Source organism: Pseudomonas algeriensis, from assembly GCF_048847255.1.
Classification (GTDB): Bacteria; Pseudomonadota; Gammaproteobacteria; order Pseudomonadales; family Pseudomonadaceae; genus Aquipseudomonas.
This window is the reverse complement of the sequence record NZ_JBKKRK010000022.1, coordinates 1-14,141: the sequence shown is the minus strand read 5'-3', so window position 1 is coordinate 14,141 and position 14,141 is coordinate 1. Positions and strand designations below refer to the sequence as shown.

At 59.3% G+C, this 14,141-nt stretch carries 14 protein-coding genes; 10 read left to right on the top strand and 4 right to left on the bottom strand.

Annotated elements, in window-relative coordinates; translation table 11 throughout:
- Positions 1 to 19: 19 nt before the first annotated feature.
- The gene (locus tag ACLK1G_RS23755; protein ID WP_420767597.1) at positions 20 to 868 is read left to right on the top strand and encodes a ChaN family lipoprotein; all 849 of its coding nucleotides are present in this window, start codon (positions 20 to 22) and stop codon (positions 866 to 868) included.
- A gap of 220 nt (positions 869 to 1,088) precedes the next feature.
- On the opposite strand, the gene ACLK1G_RS23750 is transcribed toward ACLK1G_RS23755, so the two are convergent.
- The 3 genes from ACLK1G_RS23750 to ACLK1G_RS23740 all read right to left on the bottom strand — a co-directional run bounded on the left by ACLK1G_RS23750 (position 1,089) and on the right by ACLK1G_RS23740 (position 3,560).
- Positions 1,089 to 1,361: a TfoX/Sxy family protein gene (locus tag ACLK1G_RS23750; protein ID WP_420767596.1), complete on the bottom strand. Its 273-nt coding sequence runs from the start codon at positions 1,359 to 1,361 to the stop codon at positions 1,089 to 1,091.
- 210 nt (positions 1,362 to 1,571) lie between these two features.
- Positions 1,572 to 1,913 carry a pentapeptide repeat-containing protein gene (locus tag ACLK1G_RS23745; protein WP_420767595.1) on the bottom strand — a complete coding sequence of 114 codons (342 nt, stop codon included), beginning with the start codon at positions 1,911 to 1,913 and terminating at the stop codon, positions 1,572 to 1,574.
- A 90-nt stretch (positions 1,914 to 2,003) separates the two neighbouring features.
- Positions 2,004 to 3,560 (bottom strand): bifunctional aminoglycoside phosphotransferase/ATP-binding protein, encoded by a 1,557-nt coding sequence (locus ACLK1G_RS23740; protein WP_420767594.1) that lies wholly within the window; start codon positions 3,558 to 3,560, stop codon positions 2,004 to 2,006.
- 116 nt (positions 3,561 to 3,676) lie between these two features.
- Here ACLK1G_RS23740 and mrcB point away from each other — a divergent pair, with 116 nt between their 5' ends.
- Genes mrcB through ACLK1G_RS23725 form a run of 3 tightly spaced genes read left to right on the top strand, consistent with a single transcriptional unit; the run spans position 3,677 to position 7,060 of the window.
- The gene (mrcB, locus tag ACLK1G_RS23735) at positions 3,677 to 5,995 is read left to right on the top strand and encodes a penicillin-binding protein 1B (protein WP_420767593.1); all 2,319 of its coding nucleotides are present in this window, start codon (positions 3,677 to 3,679) and stop codon (positions 5,993 to 5,995) included.
- 16 nt (positions 5,996 to 6,011) lie between these two features.
- Positions 6,012 to 6,731 (top strand): tetratricopeptide repeat protein, encoded by a 720-nt coding sequence (locus tag ACLK1G_RS23730; protein ID WP_420767592.1) that lies wholly within the window; start codon positions 6,012 to 6,014, stop codon positions 6,729 to 6,731.
- Positions 6,731 to 7,060: a YqcC family protein gene (locus tag ACLK1G_RS23725; RefSeq protein WP_420767591.1), complete on the top strand. Its 330-nt coding sequence runs from the start codon at positions 6,731 to 6,733 to the stop codon at positions 7,058 to 7,060. The genes ACLK1G_RS23730 and ACLK1G_RS23725 overlap by 1 nt, the downstream gene beginning before the upstream one ends.
- 6 nt (positions 7,061 to 7,066) lie before the next feature.
- Here the strand turns inward: ACLK1G_RS23725 and ACLK1G_RS23720 are convergent, their stop codons facing one another.
- On the bottom strand, positions 7,067 to 7,489 hold the full coding sequence (locus ACLK1G_RS23720) for a DUF4124 domain-containing protein (RefSeq protein WP_420767590.1): 423 nt from the start codon (positions 7,487 to 7,489) through the stop codon (positions 7,067 to 7,069).
- Positions 7,490 to 7,889: 400 nt separating this feature from the next.
- On the opposite strand from ACLK1G_RS23720, the gene ACLK1G_RS23715 reads away from it, so the two are divergent.
- The 6 genes from ACLK1G_RS23715 (at position 7,890) to msrQ (ending at position 13,871) form a co-directional block, all read left to right on the top strand.
- Positions 7,890 to 9,614, top strand: coding sequence for an acetolactate synthase 3 large subunit (locus ACLK1G_RS23715; RefSeq protein WP_420767589.1), 1,725 nt, complete (start codon positions 7,890 to 7,892; stop codon positions 9,612 to 9,614).
- Positions 9,615 to 9,616: 2 nt separating this feature from the next.
- Positions 9,617 to 10,108, top strand: coding sequence for an acetolactate synthase small subunit (gene ilvN, locus ACLK1G_RS23710; RefSeq protein WP_003176102.1), 492 nt, complete (start codon positions 9,617 to 9,619; stop codon positions 10,106 to 10,108).
- Between the two features lie 45 nt (positions 10,109 to 10,153).
- A complete protein-coding gene (gene ilvC, locus ACLK1G_RS23705; protein WP_003228216.1) occupies positions 10,154 to 11,170 on the top strand; it encodes a ketol-acid reductoisomerase in 1,017 nt (338 codons plus the stop codon).
- A gap of 144 nt (positions 11,171 to 11,314) precedes the next feature.
- On the top strand, positions 11,315 to 12,160 hold the full coding sequence (pssA, locus tag ACLK1G_RS23700) for a CDP-diacylglycerol--serine O-phosphatidyltransferase (RefSeq protein WP_420767588.1): 846 nt from the start codon (positions 11,315 to 11,317) through the stop codon (positions 12,158 to 12,160).
- A gap of 74 nt (positions 12,161 to 12,234) precedes the next feature.
- On the top strand, positions 12,235 to 13,248 hold the full coding sequence (gene msrP / locus ACLK1G_RS23695) for a protein-methionine-sulfoxide reductase catalytic subunit MsrP (protein WP_420767587.1): 1,014 nt from the start codon (positions 12,235 to 12,237) through the stop codon (positions 13,246 to 13,248).
- Positions 13,248 to 13,871 (top strand): protein-methionine-sulfoxide reductase heme-binding subunit MsrQ, encoded by a 624-nt coding sequence (gene msrQ / locus ACLK1G_RS23690; RefSeq protein ID WP_420767586.1) that lies wholly within the window; start codon positions 13,248 to 13,250, stop codon positions 13,869 to 13,871. The genes msrP and msrQ overlap by 1 nt, the downstream gene beginning before the upstream one ends.
- Positions 13,872 to 14,141: the final 270 nt, after the last annotated feature.

The following is a 14,141-nucleotide window of genomic DNA, read 5'->3' as shown; positions in this document are numbered from 1 at the left end:
CTGGCTGGAGAATACCGATATGCGCTTGATCCTGATGCTGGCATTGGCTGTGTTGACGGCCTGTCAAAGTGTCGAGCCCCCTCCGCTTGGTGGACGGATTCGTGATTTGCACACCGGCCAATCGATCACGCCCCAGGTATTGGTCAAGCGTTTGGCGGGTGCCCAGCGAGTCGTGGTTGGAGAGCAACATGACAATCGCGATCACCATGAATTGCAGCGTTGGCTGCTCCAGGCCTTGGCCGAGCGACGGGCCCAAGGCAGCCTGTTACTGGAGATGTTGACGCCCCAGCAACAACCACGGGTCGACGCGGTTCGCCAGTTGTCTGCCTTGCCAAGGGATCTGCCCGGCGCGTTGGACTGGTCGCCAGGTTGGGACTGGAGCCTCTACGGGCCCATGGTCGAGTTCGCCCTGATGCAATCCTATCCCGTGCTGGCGGCCAATCTGGACAGCGCGCAGATCCAACGAATTTATCGTCAAGCGCCTGTGATGCAGGGAGTTCTTTCCAATTCGGATGCTGTGAAGGGCGTGCTGCTGGAGCAGATCCGTGAGTCCCACTGCGGACTCCTGCCAGAGTCGCAAATGCCTGCGATGCTGGCTGTGCAGCAGCAGCGTGACCGGCGCATGGCCGAACGATTGCTTGAGGCTCCCGCGCCGGCGTTGTTGTTCGCGGGCGCCTGGCATGGCCGCAAGGACGTTGGCGTGCCGCTGCATGCGCTGGATCTGGGGGCCCACGATGCGCCGTCGGTGCTGATGTTGGCTGAAGAGGGCGGCAATGTGACACCGGCCATGGCGGATTACGTGTGGTACACCCCGGCAATGCCGCTGCAGGATTACTGTGCGCAAATGCGTTCAGGCGACGCGAAGTGATTCTCCAGGCAAAAAAAGACCCGGCAAAAGCCGGGTCAAATAACCGTGATTAGCCTGATGAGGAGATATCTGAGAGTCCGAACCAAGGGCTTTTCAAATATCGACCAGTCTCGCGACCGGATGTGGTAATCATAGCGATTCTCATTACCAAGTCAAACATTCTTTCCCGATTGCCCGAAGTTTCTTGGCGTGAGCGGGTCGGACGCGAAAAAAAATGGTTTCAGGCTTTGTGCCGCGCCGAAATGGCATCCAACTGTTTGTTGAGGGCTTCCTTGCGTTCCGGGGGGATATCGTTCCAATGCATGTCCATCAGCGCGCCTTCGATGGCATACAGCAGCACTTTGGAAGCGCGAAACCCGCGAGTGCGTACGGCGCGATAGGCGTCTACCGCGCCGAGCCGGCGCAGATCCGAGGCGCTGTGGATGCCCACGGCGTGCAGCCACTGGGCTGATGTCTTGCCCAGATTCTTCAGGTGTTGCAGTTCATCATTCATCGAGCCTCCTTGCGACGGCCGACTGGTGCAGTGGGCAAGCTTTTCAGGAGTGTAGCGTTCAGCAGGAAAAGCGTGATTCTTTGATCGGAATCGACGCAAAAGCTTCTAATGCATTACGCACGATGGGTGAGGAAAGAAGGAAAAGCGCATCGTCCAGCGCAGGCAGGGGCGCTGGAGAGTGATGGTGCCGCAACCACGGGTGCCGTCGTTTCAGCGGGTGCGATAGCGCAGGCGAGTGCCGAAATTCATCGACATCAGGATCTCGTCGGCAGATAGCTCGGGTGGAAAGTAGGTGCCGGAGATCTGCGCATGAGCCAGGCTCGCGCCTTCCAGTGACGACTTGCGAAAATCGATGCCGCGCAAATCGGTGGAACGGAAGTAGGCATCCGTGAAATCCACGTCGTCGGCGTTCAATTCCCGCAGGTCGAGGCCACGAAAATCGCCGCCGCGCATGTCGATAGGACCTTGAGGTCGTTCGGCGTTAAACCCGGCGACGTCATCTTTGCGCAACAAGGCATAAAGCGGGGTATCGAGAAGCTTTGGGTGGCTCATGGCATATCACCTGATGGTTTTATGACGCCAGTATAGTGCCACTATTTGGCGGCCGTGAAGCCGGGCGTCGCTTCACGGCCGAAATAGTTTCTACAGGCCCGGCAAGCGCTGGCGGATCTGCGCCACCACGACATCCAGCGTGCCGCTTTCGTTGGTTTGAACCCGTTTGCTGCAAAGGATTTCTGCCGGCGTCAGTGCTTCCCGGCTGGCCTGCTGGCCGGCGATGACGGTCAGGTTGGCATCGGAAGGATCCTTCTGGTCGGCTTGGCGCTGGGCGAGCCGGCTCTCGATCACTGCTTGCGGCGCCTCGCAATCCAGAATCAGGAACGGCGCGCCCGTGCCTTCGGCAACCTTGGCCGCGGCGTCGCGCTGATCATGCTTGAGGTAGGTGGCATCGATCACCACGGGAAAACCGGCGTGGAGGATCGCATCGGCGACCTCATGCAGCCGGGCGTACGTGGCGCTGCTGGCATCGCTGCTATAGATGCCGGCCTGTGGATCGTTGGGCACTTGCTGTTCACCGAACAGGCGCTTGCGTTCCACGTCCGAGCGCAGGCGAATCGCGCCAAGCGCTTCCACCAGGCGCATCGCTACGTGGCTTTTGCCAACGGCGGACACGCCATGGGTGATGGCCAGGAAGCGCGAAGGAATCGTGCTGTAGCTTTCCGCCAGGTTGGCGTAGTTGCGGTATTGACGCAGGGTCGTGGCGCGCTGCACCGGATCGGCTTCGGCGGGCATGCTGAACAGCGCGACCTTGGCGCGGACCAGGGCACGATAGGCCTTGTAGAAGTTCAGCAATTCCAGGCCATCGTAATCGCCGGTCAGCTCCAGGTATTGGCTGACGAAGCGTCGCGCCAGGGACTTGAGGCCGCGGTCTTCAAGGTCCATCGCCAAGAACCCGGTGTCGGCGTAGACATCGGTGAAACGGAATGGCTCGTTGAATTCGATGCAGTCGAAGATCACCACTTTGCCGTCGATCACCGTGGCGTTGCCCAGATGGATGTCGCCGTGGCACTCGCGAATGAAACCGTCGGCCTTGCGTTGGGTAAACAACGGCTTGAGCCGCTCGAAGCTGGTTTCCGCCCAGGCCTGGAGAGCCTCGAGTTGCAGCAGGTCAGCCTTGTCGTTGAGGAATGGACGGATCTGTTCGAAATTCTGCCGCACCGGCGCCATGACGCTGTCTGGTGTGCCCGCCGCATTGTCGGCAGGCACTTTTGGCGTGGTGAGGTGGAACTGGGCGATCTGCGCGGCCATTTCATCGATGTGCGCGGTGGTCAGTTCGCCATTGGCCTGCAGCGTGCTGAGCAGTTCACTTTGGGGGAACTGGCGCATTTTCAAGGCGTATTCGATAGCCGGGCCGTCGCCGCCCAGTTGTGGCGCTTGGGCACTGCCAGTGATCGGTAAGACTTCCAGGTAAAGGTCCTGGGTCAGGCGTTGGTTCAGGCGCAGTTCTTCGCCGCAGAAATGCTTGCGTGCGTCGAGGCTGGTGAAGTCGAGGAAGCCGAAATTGACCGGTTTCTTGAATTTGTAAGCGTAGGGGCCGGTGAGCAACACCCAGGAGATGTGGGTTTCGATGACCTGGAACCCTTCGATGGGATGCGGGTAGAGGGCTGGGTTTTGCAGGGCAGCGATCAGTGATTGGCTCACGGGCGATCCTTCAGAGACTGGAAAATTCAAGGCGGTCATTATGGCCGCAAGCGGCGCTAACGCAAACCTTGGCGGACTCATGTTGAACCTCGACAAAGTGCGTATAATCCGCCGCCATGACTCGTACCCGATCCCCCCGCACCCCCAAGAAACCACCCGCCAGCCGCCTGCGGCCCTGGTTGGGCTGGGCCCTTAAACTGAGCCTGGTAGGCCTTGTCGTGCTTGCCGGTTTTGCCGTCTACCTCGATGCCATCGTCCAGGAGAAGTTCTCCGGCAAGCGCTGGACCATCCCGGCCAAGGTCTACGCACGGCCGTTGGAGCTGTTCGTCGGACAAAAGCTGAGCAAGGATGATTTCCTGACTGAGCTCGATGCCTTGGGTTATCGCCGCGAAAGCGTCGCCAATGGTCCCGGGGCGGCGTCGGTGAACGGCAATACCATCGACCTCAACACCCGCGGTTTCCAGTTCTATGAAGGCATGGAGCAGGCGCAACCGGTGCGGGTGCGGTTTTCCGGCGACTATGTAGCCGCGCTTACCGGTGCCAACAATGCCAAGCTGTCCGTGGTGCGTCTTGAGCCGCTGTTGATTGGCGGCCTATACCCCAAGAACCTCGAAGACCGCATCCTGATCAAGATCGACCAGGTGCCACCGTTCCTGCTCGATACGCTGATTGCCGTCGAGGACCGTGATTTCTACCATCACTTCGGCGTCTCGCCCAAGTCGATCGCCCGTGCCGTCTGGGTCAATACTTCTTCGGGGCACATGCGCCAGGGCGGCAGTACCTTGACCCAGCAGTTGGTCAAGAACTTCTACCTGACCAACGAGCGCAGCCTGACCCGCAAGTTGACCGAAGCCATGATGGCGTTGCTGCTGGAGCTGCACTACGACAAGCAGGAGATCCTGGAGGCGTACCTCAACGAGGTCTTCGTCGGGCAAGACGGCCAGCGCGCGGTGCACGGTTTCGGCCTGGCCAGCCAGTTCTTCTTCAGCCAGCCACTGTCCGAACTCAAGCTGCACCAGGTGGCGTTGTTGGTGGGCATGGTCAAGGGGCCGTCTTCCTACAATCCGCGTCGTAATCCGGAGCGTGCGCTTGAGCGGCGCAACCTGGTGCTCGATCTGTTGCAGCAGCAGGGCGTGGCAACGGCCGAACAAGTCGAGGCGGCGAAAAAGATGCCGCTGGGCGTGACCAAGCGTGGGAGCTTGGCGGACAGTTCTTTCCCAGGCTTCATGGACCTGGTCAAGCGTCAACTGCGAGAAGACTACCGCGACGAAGACTTGACCGAAGAAGGCCTGCGGATCTTCACCAGTTTCGACCCGATCCTGCAGATGAAGGCCGAGGCCTCGGTCAATGACACTTTCAAGCGACTGGCGGGGCGCAAGGGTTCCGACGAAGTCGAAGCGGCTATGGTGGTGACCAACCCTGAAACCGGGGAAGTCCAGGCGATGATCGGCAGCCGCCAGGCCAGTTTCGCAGGATTCAACCGGGCGTTGGACGCGGTGCGACCGATCGGCTCGCTGATCAAACCGGCGGTTTATCTCACTGCGTTGGAAAAGCCAAGCCAGTACACGCTCACCAGTTGGCTGTCCGATGAGTCGTTCTCGGTCAAGGGCGCGGACGGGCAGGTCTGGACGCCGCAGAACTATGATCGTCGTCCCCACGGCACGGTGTTCCTGTACCAAGGCCTGGCGCATTCCTACAACCTATCGACGGCCCGCCTCGGGCTGGAAGTCGGCGTGCCGAATGTGCTCAAGACCTTGGCGCGCCTGGGAGTGAACCGCGAATTCCCGGCCTTCCCATCGATGCTGTTGGGCGCCGGTGGCCTGGCTCCGATCGAAGTGGCGGCCATGTACCAGACCCTTGCCAATGGTGGCTTCAACACACCGATGCGCGGGATCCGCAGCGTGTTGACCGCCGATGGCGAGCCGCTCAAGCGTTATCCGTTCCAGATTCAGCAACGCTTCGACCCGGCTTCTATTTATCTGATCCAGAGCGCCATGCAACGAGTCATGCGCGAAGGCACTGGCAGTTCGGTCTATAACGTACTCCCACGGACGTTGACCCTGGCGGGCAAGACCGGTACGAGTAACGATTCGCGCGACAGCTGGTTCGCCGGTTTCAGCCAGGACTTGCTGGCGGTGGTCTGGCTTGGCCGTGACGACAATGGCAAGACGCCGTTCACTGGCGCCACCGGTGCGTTGCAGGTCTGGACCAGTTTCATGCGCAAGGCCGATCCGCTGCCTCTGGACATGCCGCAACCCGACAACATCGTCCAGGCCTGGGTCGATTCGCGCACTGGGCAAGGCTCCGATGCCAACTGCCCGGGCGCTGTGCAGATGCCGTATATTCGCGGCAGCGAACCGCCACCCGGTGCAGCCTGTGGTGGTCAGAATCCCGCCGAATCGGTGATGGATTGGGTCAAGGACTGGATGAATTAAGCAAAGAGGGTTTCAAGTGAACAAGTGGTTGATTCCAGCGGTAACCGCCGTGGCTTTGCTCAGTGGCTGTTCCACCGTACAGCGCGGTTCGATTCCGGTCGTTGACTCCGGTACGGCCGTTTCCAATAGTGAGCGAGTCTCGGCCAACGGTGGTTTCCGTCAGACGACGGTCAAACGGCCAGTGCAAGGCCAGGCGCAGGCGATTCCCCAAGGGGACACCGGCGTGGTGGTAATGGTGCCGGGAGGTGGCGCCACCACGTCGGCACCGATCAGCAGCACGCCGATCACGCCGGGCCCGATCACGCCTGGACCTATCGAAACCTCGCCGATCAACCAGGGCAGCTACAGCATGCCATCGACGCCGAGCAGTATCCCATCGGCCAGTTCCGGTGGCTTGTCCGCCGATGAGCAACTGGACGGACCGGTATTGGCCCTGTTGACCACGGCGCAACAGCAGCAGGCGGGAGGGGATCTCAACGGCGCTTCCTCGAGCCTCGAGCGAGCCCAGCGTGTTGCGCCGCGTGAGCCGCAGGTTCTTTATCGTCTGGCCCAGGTACGCATGGCCCAGGGCGATGCGCCGCAAGCCGAACAACTGGCTCGTCGCGGCCTGACATTCTCCAGCGGTCGCCCGGCGCTCCAGGCGAGCCTGTGGGAATTGATCGCCCAGGCTCGCGAGAAGCAAGGCGATTCGGCAGGCGCGGCATTGGCCCGCCAGAAAGCCAAGGTTTCGCTCTGATGGATGTTCGGTTTCCCAAGATTGCCGATCAGCTACTGCTGATCGAGCGAGAGCTGCGGGTCCAGGGCTGGTGGAGTGATGTTTCGCCTTCGGCCGAGGCGCTGGCCAGTGTCGAGCCGTTCGCCGTCGACACCCTGGATTTCGAGCAGTGGCTGCAATGGATCTTTCTTCCGCGCATGAAAGCCATCCTGGAAAACGACCTGCCGCTGCCCAACGCCTCGGGTATTCTGGCCATGGCTGAAATGGTCTATGCCCAACGGCCAGGGCAGGGGACCGAGTTGCAGCGACTGCTGGCACAATTCGACCAGCTGATCGCCGCCGTCAGCTGACGGTACTCACTGGCAGTTCTCGTCGATCTGCGCACGGGTTTCATCGATGCGCTGGCGCCGCTCTTCGTCGGTAAGCCGGCGCATTTCGCCTTCCACCTCTTCCCGTACCCTAGGGTTGTTCTGCAGCTGCGCCAGGTTTGTCCGTGCCTGTTCGCAAAACGCCTTGAGTTGAGCTTCCTGTTCAGCAACCTGCTGTTTTACCTGCTGATCGATGGTTTTCTGGTCGCCAATGACTCCTCCTGAAGCTGGCGCCGCAGGTTTGGGGGCGGGCGTCGCGGATTTGCCCACGGTGGTCGCTTGGACGCCCTCGGGCGGCTGGGCGCCGAAATGGGTCACGCCTTGGGCATCGACCCACTTGAAGATCTGGCCGGCCATGCTCATTGGGCTCAGGCCCACCAACAGGCTGGCCGTCAATAACATCATTCGCATGCTGTTTCCTTGTCCTGGGTTGCGCAATCGAAGCTAACAGAGTAGCCGTTTAAAGGTTTTTTCTTGCGTTCTCATGTGCTTACTTCAATAAAGCACATTGACGACTTGACTTGCAGAGGGCGAAACAGAAGAATCCAAAGTCCGCTGTAGAGGGACTGCCAGAAGCAGACCCACTCGGCAGATCATGAGGCGCACATCCGCGCCGACCTGTTACACCCGCAACGCGTTACCTCGCGCTGGGTGGGAAAGGCCCGCAACACTTGGGACGATCCCAATACTTGCTCAGTCAGTGCTGACGTAGTCGGCGACCACCGTCGCTCATGCTCTGCCGAGAAGTAAACCTATTAAGACCCGTCCCTTTCCCATGGGTCGGTATTCTGGCGTTTTAGAGGTGAACAACGTGGAGCTTTTATCTGGCGGTGAGATGCTCGTCCGCTTCTTGCGTGACGAAGGCGTCAAATATATCTACGGGTACCCCGGTGGTGCTCTTCTTCATGTCTATGATGCCCTGTTCAAAGAACCGGAAGTGACCCACATCCTGGTTCGCCACGAACAAGCGGCCACCCACATGGCTGACGGCTATGCCCGCGCCACCGGCAAGGCCGGCGTGGTTCTGGTGACATCCGGCCCCGGCGCCACGAACGCCATTACCGGTATCGCCACGGCCTATATGGACTCGATTCCAATGGTGATCATCTCCGGCCAGGTGCCCAGCACCATGGTCGGCACCGATGCGTTCCAGGAAACCGACATGATCGGTATCTCCCGGCCGATCGTGAAGCACAGCTTCATGATCAAGCACGCTTCGGAAATCCCGGAGGTCATGAAAAAGGCGTTCTACCTGGCCGAGTCCGGTCGTCCTGGCCCTGTCGTGGTCGACGTACCAAAAGACATGACCAACCCGGCCGAGAAGTTCGAATACATCTATCCGAAGAAAGCCAAGCTGCGCTCCTACAGCCCGGCCGTGCGCGGTCACTCGGGACAAATCCGCAAGGCTGCCGAAATGCTGCTGGCGGCCAAGCGTCCAGTGCTCTATTCCGGCGGCGGCGTGATCCTCGGCGGTGGTTCTGAGCCCCTCACCGAACTGGCCAAGATGCTCAACCTGCCTGTTACGAATACGCTGATGGGGCTCGGCGCCTACCCAGGTACCGACCGCCAGTTCATCGGCATGCTCGGCATGCACGGCAGCTACACCGCCAACCTGGCGATGCACCATGCCGATGTGATCCTGGCCGTGGGCGCGCGCTTCGACGACCGAGTCATCAACGGCCCGGCGAAGTTCTGTCCGAACGCCAAGATCATCCACATCGATATCGATCCGGCGTCCATCTCCAAGACCATCAAGGCAGACGTGCCGATTGTGGGTCCTGTCGAGAGCGTGCTGACCGAGATGGTCGCGATCCTCAAGGAAATTGGCGAGGCTCCTAACAAAGATGCCGTGGCCAGTTGGTGGAAGCAGGTCGATGAATGGCGTGGCGATCGGGGCCTGTTCCCGTACGACAAGGGCGACGGCAGCGTAATCAAGCCGCAGACCGTCATCGAGACGTTGTGCGAAGTGACCAACGGCGACGCCTTCGTGACGTCGGACGTGGGCCAGCACCAGATGTTCGCGGCGCAGTACTACAAGTTCAACAAACCCAACCGCTGGATCAACTCCGGCGGCCTCGGCACCATGGGCTTCGGATTCCCGGCGGCCATGGGCGTCAAGTTGAGCTTCCCGGACAACGATGTTGCCTGTGTGACGGGTGAAGGCAGCATCCAGATGAATATCCAGGAGCTGTCGACCTGCCTGCAATACGGTCTGCCGGTGAAAATCGTCAACCTGAACAACGGTGTACTGGGCATGGTTCGCCAGTGGCAGGACATGAGCTACGGCAGCCGTCACTCGCACTCCTACATGGAGTCGTTGCCGGATTTCGTCAAGCTGGTCGAGGCCTATGGTCACGTCGGCATCCGCATCACTGACCTGAAGGACTTGAAGTCCGGGCTCGAAGAAGCCTTCGCCATGAAGGATCGACTGGTGTTTCTGGACATCCAGGTCGACACCAGCGAGCACGTCTACCCGATGCAGATCAAAGACGGCTCCATGCGCGATATGTGGCTGAGCAAGACGGAGCGTACCTAATCATGCGACACATTATTTCCTTGCTTCTGGAAAACGAACCGGGTGCTCTGTCTCGCGTAGTGGGCCTGTTCTCACAGCGCAACTACAACATCGAAAGCCTGACCGTGGCACCAACGGAGGATCCGACCTTGTCGCGTCTGACGCTGACCACCGTGGGCCACGATGAAGTCATCGAGCAGATCACCAAGAACCTGAACAAGCTGATCGAGGTGGTCAAGCTGGTGGACCTGTCGGAAAGCGCTCACATCGAACGCGAACTGATGTTGGTCAAGGTCAAGGCCACCGGTGCCCAGCGCGCCGAGATCAAACGCACTACCGATATTTATCGTGGGCAGATCGTCGATGTCAGCGCCAGCGTCTATACCGTTCAGTTGACCGGTACCAGCGACAAGCTCGACAGCTTCATTCAATCGATCGGCACTGCCTCGATTCTGGAAACCGTACGCAGTGGCGTCACCGGGATTGCCCGTGGCGACAAAGTACTGAGCATCTAAACCAAATTAGCGAATGGCCGGAACGGCCGGATATAGGGGAAATTCATGAAAGTTTTCTACGATAAAGATTGCGACCTGTCGATCATCCAGGGCAAGAAAGTCGCCATCATCGGCTACGGTTCTCAAGGTCACGCCCAGGCGTGCAACCTGAAAGACTCCGGCGTTGACGTGACCGTGGGCCTGCGCAAAGGCTCGGCCACTGTTGCCAAGGCCGAGGCCCATGGCCTGAAAGTCACCGACGTGGCTTCCGCCGTAGCCGCTGCCGACCTGGTCATGATCCTGACCCCTGACGAGTTCCAATCGTCGCTGTACAAGAACGAAATCGAGCCGAACATCAAGAAAGGCGCCACCCTGGCCTTCTCCCACGGCTTCGCGATCCACTATAACCAGGTTGTGCCACGCGCCGACCTCGACGTGATCATGATCGCGCCGAAGGCACCGGGCCACACCGTACGCTCCGAGTTCGTCAAGGGCGGCGGTATCCCTGACCTGATCGCGATTTACCAGGATGCGTCCGGCAACGCCAAGAACGTGGCCCTGTCCTACGCTGCCGGTGTTGGTGGCGGTCGTACCGGCATCATCGAAACCACCTTCAAGGACGAGACTGAAACCGACCTGTTCGGCGAGCAAGCCGTTCTGTGCGGTGGTACCGTTGAGCTGGTGAAAGCCGGTTTCGAAACCCTGGTTGAAGCAGGCTACGCGCCTGAAATGGCCTACTTCGAATGCCTGCACGAACTGAAGCTGATCGTTGACCTCATGTACGAAGGCGGTATTGCCAACATGAACTACTCGATCTCCAACAACGCCGAGTACGGCGAGTACGTGACCGGTCCGGAAGTCATCAACGCCGAGTCCCGTCAGGCCATGCGCAATGCCCTGAAACGTATTCAGGACGGCGAATACGCCAAGATGTTCATCAGCGAAGGTGCTACTGGCTATCCTTCGATGACCGCCAAGCGTCGTAACAACGCCGCTCACGGTATCGAGATCATCGGCGAGCAACTGCGCTCCATGATGCCGTGGATCGGTGCCAACAAGATCGTCGACAAAGCCAAGAACTGAGTCGCGAGCTTGATCGAAAAAACGCGGCCCAGGCCGCGTTTTTTCGTTTGGGCGTCGGCTTCTGGTATAAAGCTGCATCGTTTGGGGTCGAACCGTCGCCCCGGGCACCTGTCGAATTTTTCACACCGTTGCAAGGTACTGTCCATGAGCGAACGTCCCGACGAGCCGAACCAGGCTCCTGACGCCGAAAGCCTGTTGCCTATCGACGAGCATGTCGAAGAGGGGCATGACGCGGAAGGCCGTAAGGTCCGGCATCGTGGCATCTATCTGCTGCCGAACCTGTTTACCACCGCGAACCTGTTCGCCGGTTTCTATTCCATCATCAGCTCCATGAGTGCCCAGGCGGCATTAAGTGCGGGTGACAGCGCTGGGGCGAGTCGCTACTTCGCTTTTGCCGCGATTGCGATTTTCGTCGCCATGGTGCTCGATGGCCTGGATGGGCGCGTGGCCCGCATGACCAACACCCAGAGTGCATTCGGTGCCGAATACGATTCTCTGTCCGACATGGTTGCGTTCGGTGTCGCCCCTGCGTTGCTGGCATTCGGCTGGGCGCTGGGTGACATGGGCAAGGTCGGCTGGATGGTTGCCTTCATCTATGTAGCCGGTGCCGCGTTACGTCTGGCGCGTTTCAATACCCAGGTCGGCACTGCGGACAAGCGCTACTTCATTGGCCTCGCCAGTCCTGCGGCTGCAGGTGTCGTGGCGGGGGTGGTCTGGGCGTTCAGCGACTACGGGATCCAGGGCTCGAAGATGTCGTTCCTGGTCGCATTGTTGGTCGCGGCGGCCGGAATGCTGATGGTCAGCAACATCAAGTACAACAGCTTCAAGGAGCTGGACCTGAAGGGCCGTGTGCCGTTCGTGGCCATCCTGGCCGTAGTACTGGTGTTTGCGGTGGTGTTCAGCGATCCGCCACGTATCCTGCTGCTGGTCTTCCTCGCCTATGCCGCTTCCGGTCCGGTGCAATATTTGTTGCGTCTTCGCCGCCGCTAAATGTTGCCTTAATCTAATTTCCCCCATACTCCGCAGTCTATTGGTGCATCTCCCCCCAATGCTGCGGAGTCGTCATGCTGATCAAGATCCCCAAGTCGTCCGATTGTCATGAGTCGGACGTCACGCCCGTATCCCTTTATCTATCCCGTCGCCAGATGCTGGGGGCCGCCGTGGCTGGCGTCGCCATAAGCAGTCTGCCGCGCTGGGCCGGCGCCGCTGATGTGGCGCGTTATCCCAATGTGGAGCCTGGAAACGCGCCGTCCTGGTTTGCCGATAAGCTGCCTGCTACCCAATGGGATGCGGTGACCGCCAAGGGGGAGGCGATCACACCGTTCAAGGATGCCACCCACTACAACAACTTTTATGAGTTCGGCACTGACAAAGGCGATCCGGCAGCCAATGCGGGATCGTTGAAAACCGAGCCCTGGACCGTGGTGGTGGATGGCGAGGTGGGCAAGCCGGGGCGCTATGGACTGGAAGATTTCATGAAGCCTTATCAGCTCGAAGAGCGTATCTACCGTTTGCGCTGCGTCGAGGCTTGGTCAATGGTCATCCCTTGGATTGGTTTCCCCATATCCGCGTTACTCAAGCAAGTCGAGCCGACGTCCAAGGCCAAATACATTCGTTTTGAAACCTTGCAGGACCCCAAGACCATGCCAGGCCAGCGTTCAGGTTTTGCATTGATTGACTGGCCCTACGTGGAAGGTTTGCGGTTGGATGAAGCGATGAACCCGCTGGCCATCCTGGCGGTTGGCATGTACGGAAGGGAGCTGCCTAACCAGAATGGCGCTCCTTTACGGTTGGTGGTGCCGTGGAAGTATGGCTTCAAGAGCGTCAAGTCCATCGTGCGCATCAGCCTGGTGGGTGAGCAGCCCAAGACCACTTGGCAAAGCATAGCCTCCGATGAGTACGGCTTTTATGCGAACGTGAATCCCACCGTCGATCATCCCCGTTGGACCCAGGCGCGAGAGCGTCGTTTGCCAAGCGGTCTGTTCAGCCCCAATGTGCGCGATACCTTGATGTTCAACGGATACCAGGAGGAAGTGGCTTCTTTATATGCAGGGATGGATCTGAGGAAAGACTACTGATGCGTTTCCTGGCATGGCGGATAGGCGTTTTCGTCGCAGCGGCGATATGGCCATTGCTTTGGCTTTACGAAGCGTTCATGAATTCGTTGGGACCGGATCCAGGCAAGGTGCTGGTGGATCGACTCGGGTTGGGAACCCTGGTACTGCTATTGATCACATTGAGCATGACGCCGCTGCAGAAGCTGACCGGCTGGGCTGGGTGGATTGCCGTAAGACGACAGTTGGGGTTGTGGTGCTTTGCTTACGTCGTGTTGCATTTGGGTGGATATGCGGCGTTCATCCTGGGGTTCGATTGGTCGCAATTAGGCGTCGAGCTGAGCAAGCGGCCCTACATCATTGTTGGAGCGCTCGGCTTTCTTGGCTTGCTGGCCTTGGCAGTTACGTCCAATCGTTATAGTCAAAGGCGACTTGGAGCCCGCTGGAAAAAGCTGCATCGGCTGGCCTACCTGATCCTCGGGCTTGGTTTGCTGCATATGTTGTGGATCGTGCGAGCGGATCTCAAGGAGTGGTCGATATACGCCTTTATAGGCGGCGTATTGTTGGTGCTGAGGATTGGGCCGGTTGCGCGGCGGATCCCTCGTTTAATCGGCAAGAAGATCCCGTCGGTAATAAAAACGAAATAAAGGGTTGACGGCAAATTCTGGATGTCTATAATTCGCCCCACTTCCGGCGCAGTCGAAACGGAAAACTCCTTGAGTTTCAGTGAGTTAACCAGGTTTCGGTAAGTGCTTCGCTTCAGTTCATCGAGGCGCGGAAGGAGTGGGTGGGCCGGTTTGTTGGGCGCTATCGACGGTTCGATCCTCTCGGTCGAAAGCGGTAAAAAAGAGGTGTTGACAGCAGCGAGTAACGCTGTAGAATTCGCCTCCCGCTAACGAGAGATCGAAAGCGCAAGT

Bases quoted from the DNA above. Each gene is read 5' to 3' on its own strand.
- ACLK1G_RS23755 (WP_420767597.1), top strand. From the start codon at position 20: ATGCGCTTGATCCTGATGCTGGCATTGGCTGTGTTGACGGCCTGTCAA.
- ACLK1G_RS23750 (WP_420767596.1), bottom strand. From the start codon at position 1,361: ATGAATGATGAACTGCAACACCTGAAGAATCTGGGCAAGACATCAGCC.
- ACLK1G_RS23745 (WP_420767595.1), bottom strand. From the start codon at position 1,913: ATGAGCCACCCAAAGCTTCTCGATACCCCGCTTTATGCCTTGTTGCGC.
- mrcB (WP_420767593.1), top strand. From the start codon at position 3,677: ATGACTCGTACCCGATCCCCCCGCACCCCCAAGAAACCACCCGCCAGC.
- ACLK1G_RS23725 (WP_420767591.1), top strand. From the start codon at position 6,731: ATGGATGTTCGGTTTCCCAAGATTGCCGATCAGCTACTGCTGATCGAG.
- ACLK1G_RS23720 (WP_420767590.1), bottom strand. From the start codon at position 7,489: ATGCGAATGATGTTATTGACGGCCAGCCTGTTGGTGGGCCTGAGCCCA.
- ilvN (WP_003176102.1), top strand. From the start codon at position 9,617: ATGCGACACATTATTTCCTTGCTTCTGGAAAACGAACCGGGTGCTCTG.
- ilvC (WP_003228216.1), top strand. From the start codon at position 10,154: ATGAAAGTTTTCTACGATAAAGATTGCGACCTGTCGATCATCCAGGGC.
- pssA (WP_420767588.1), top strand. From the start codon at position 11,315: ATGAGCGAACGTCCCGACGAGCCGAACCAGGCTCCTGACGCCGAAAGC.
- msrP (WP_420767587.1), top strand. From the start codon at position 12,235: ATGCTGATCAAGATCCCCAAGTCGTCCGATTGTCATGAGTCGGACGTC.
- msrQ (WP_420767586.1), top strand. From the start codon at position 13,248: ATGCGTTTCCTGGCATGGCGGATAGGCGTTTTCGTCGCAGCGGCGATA.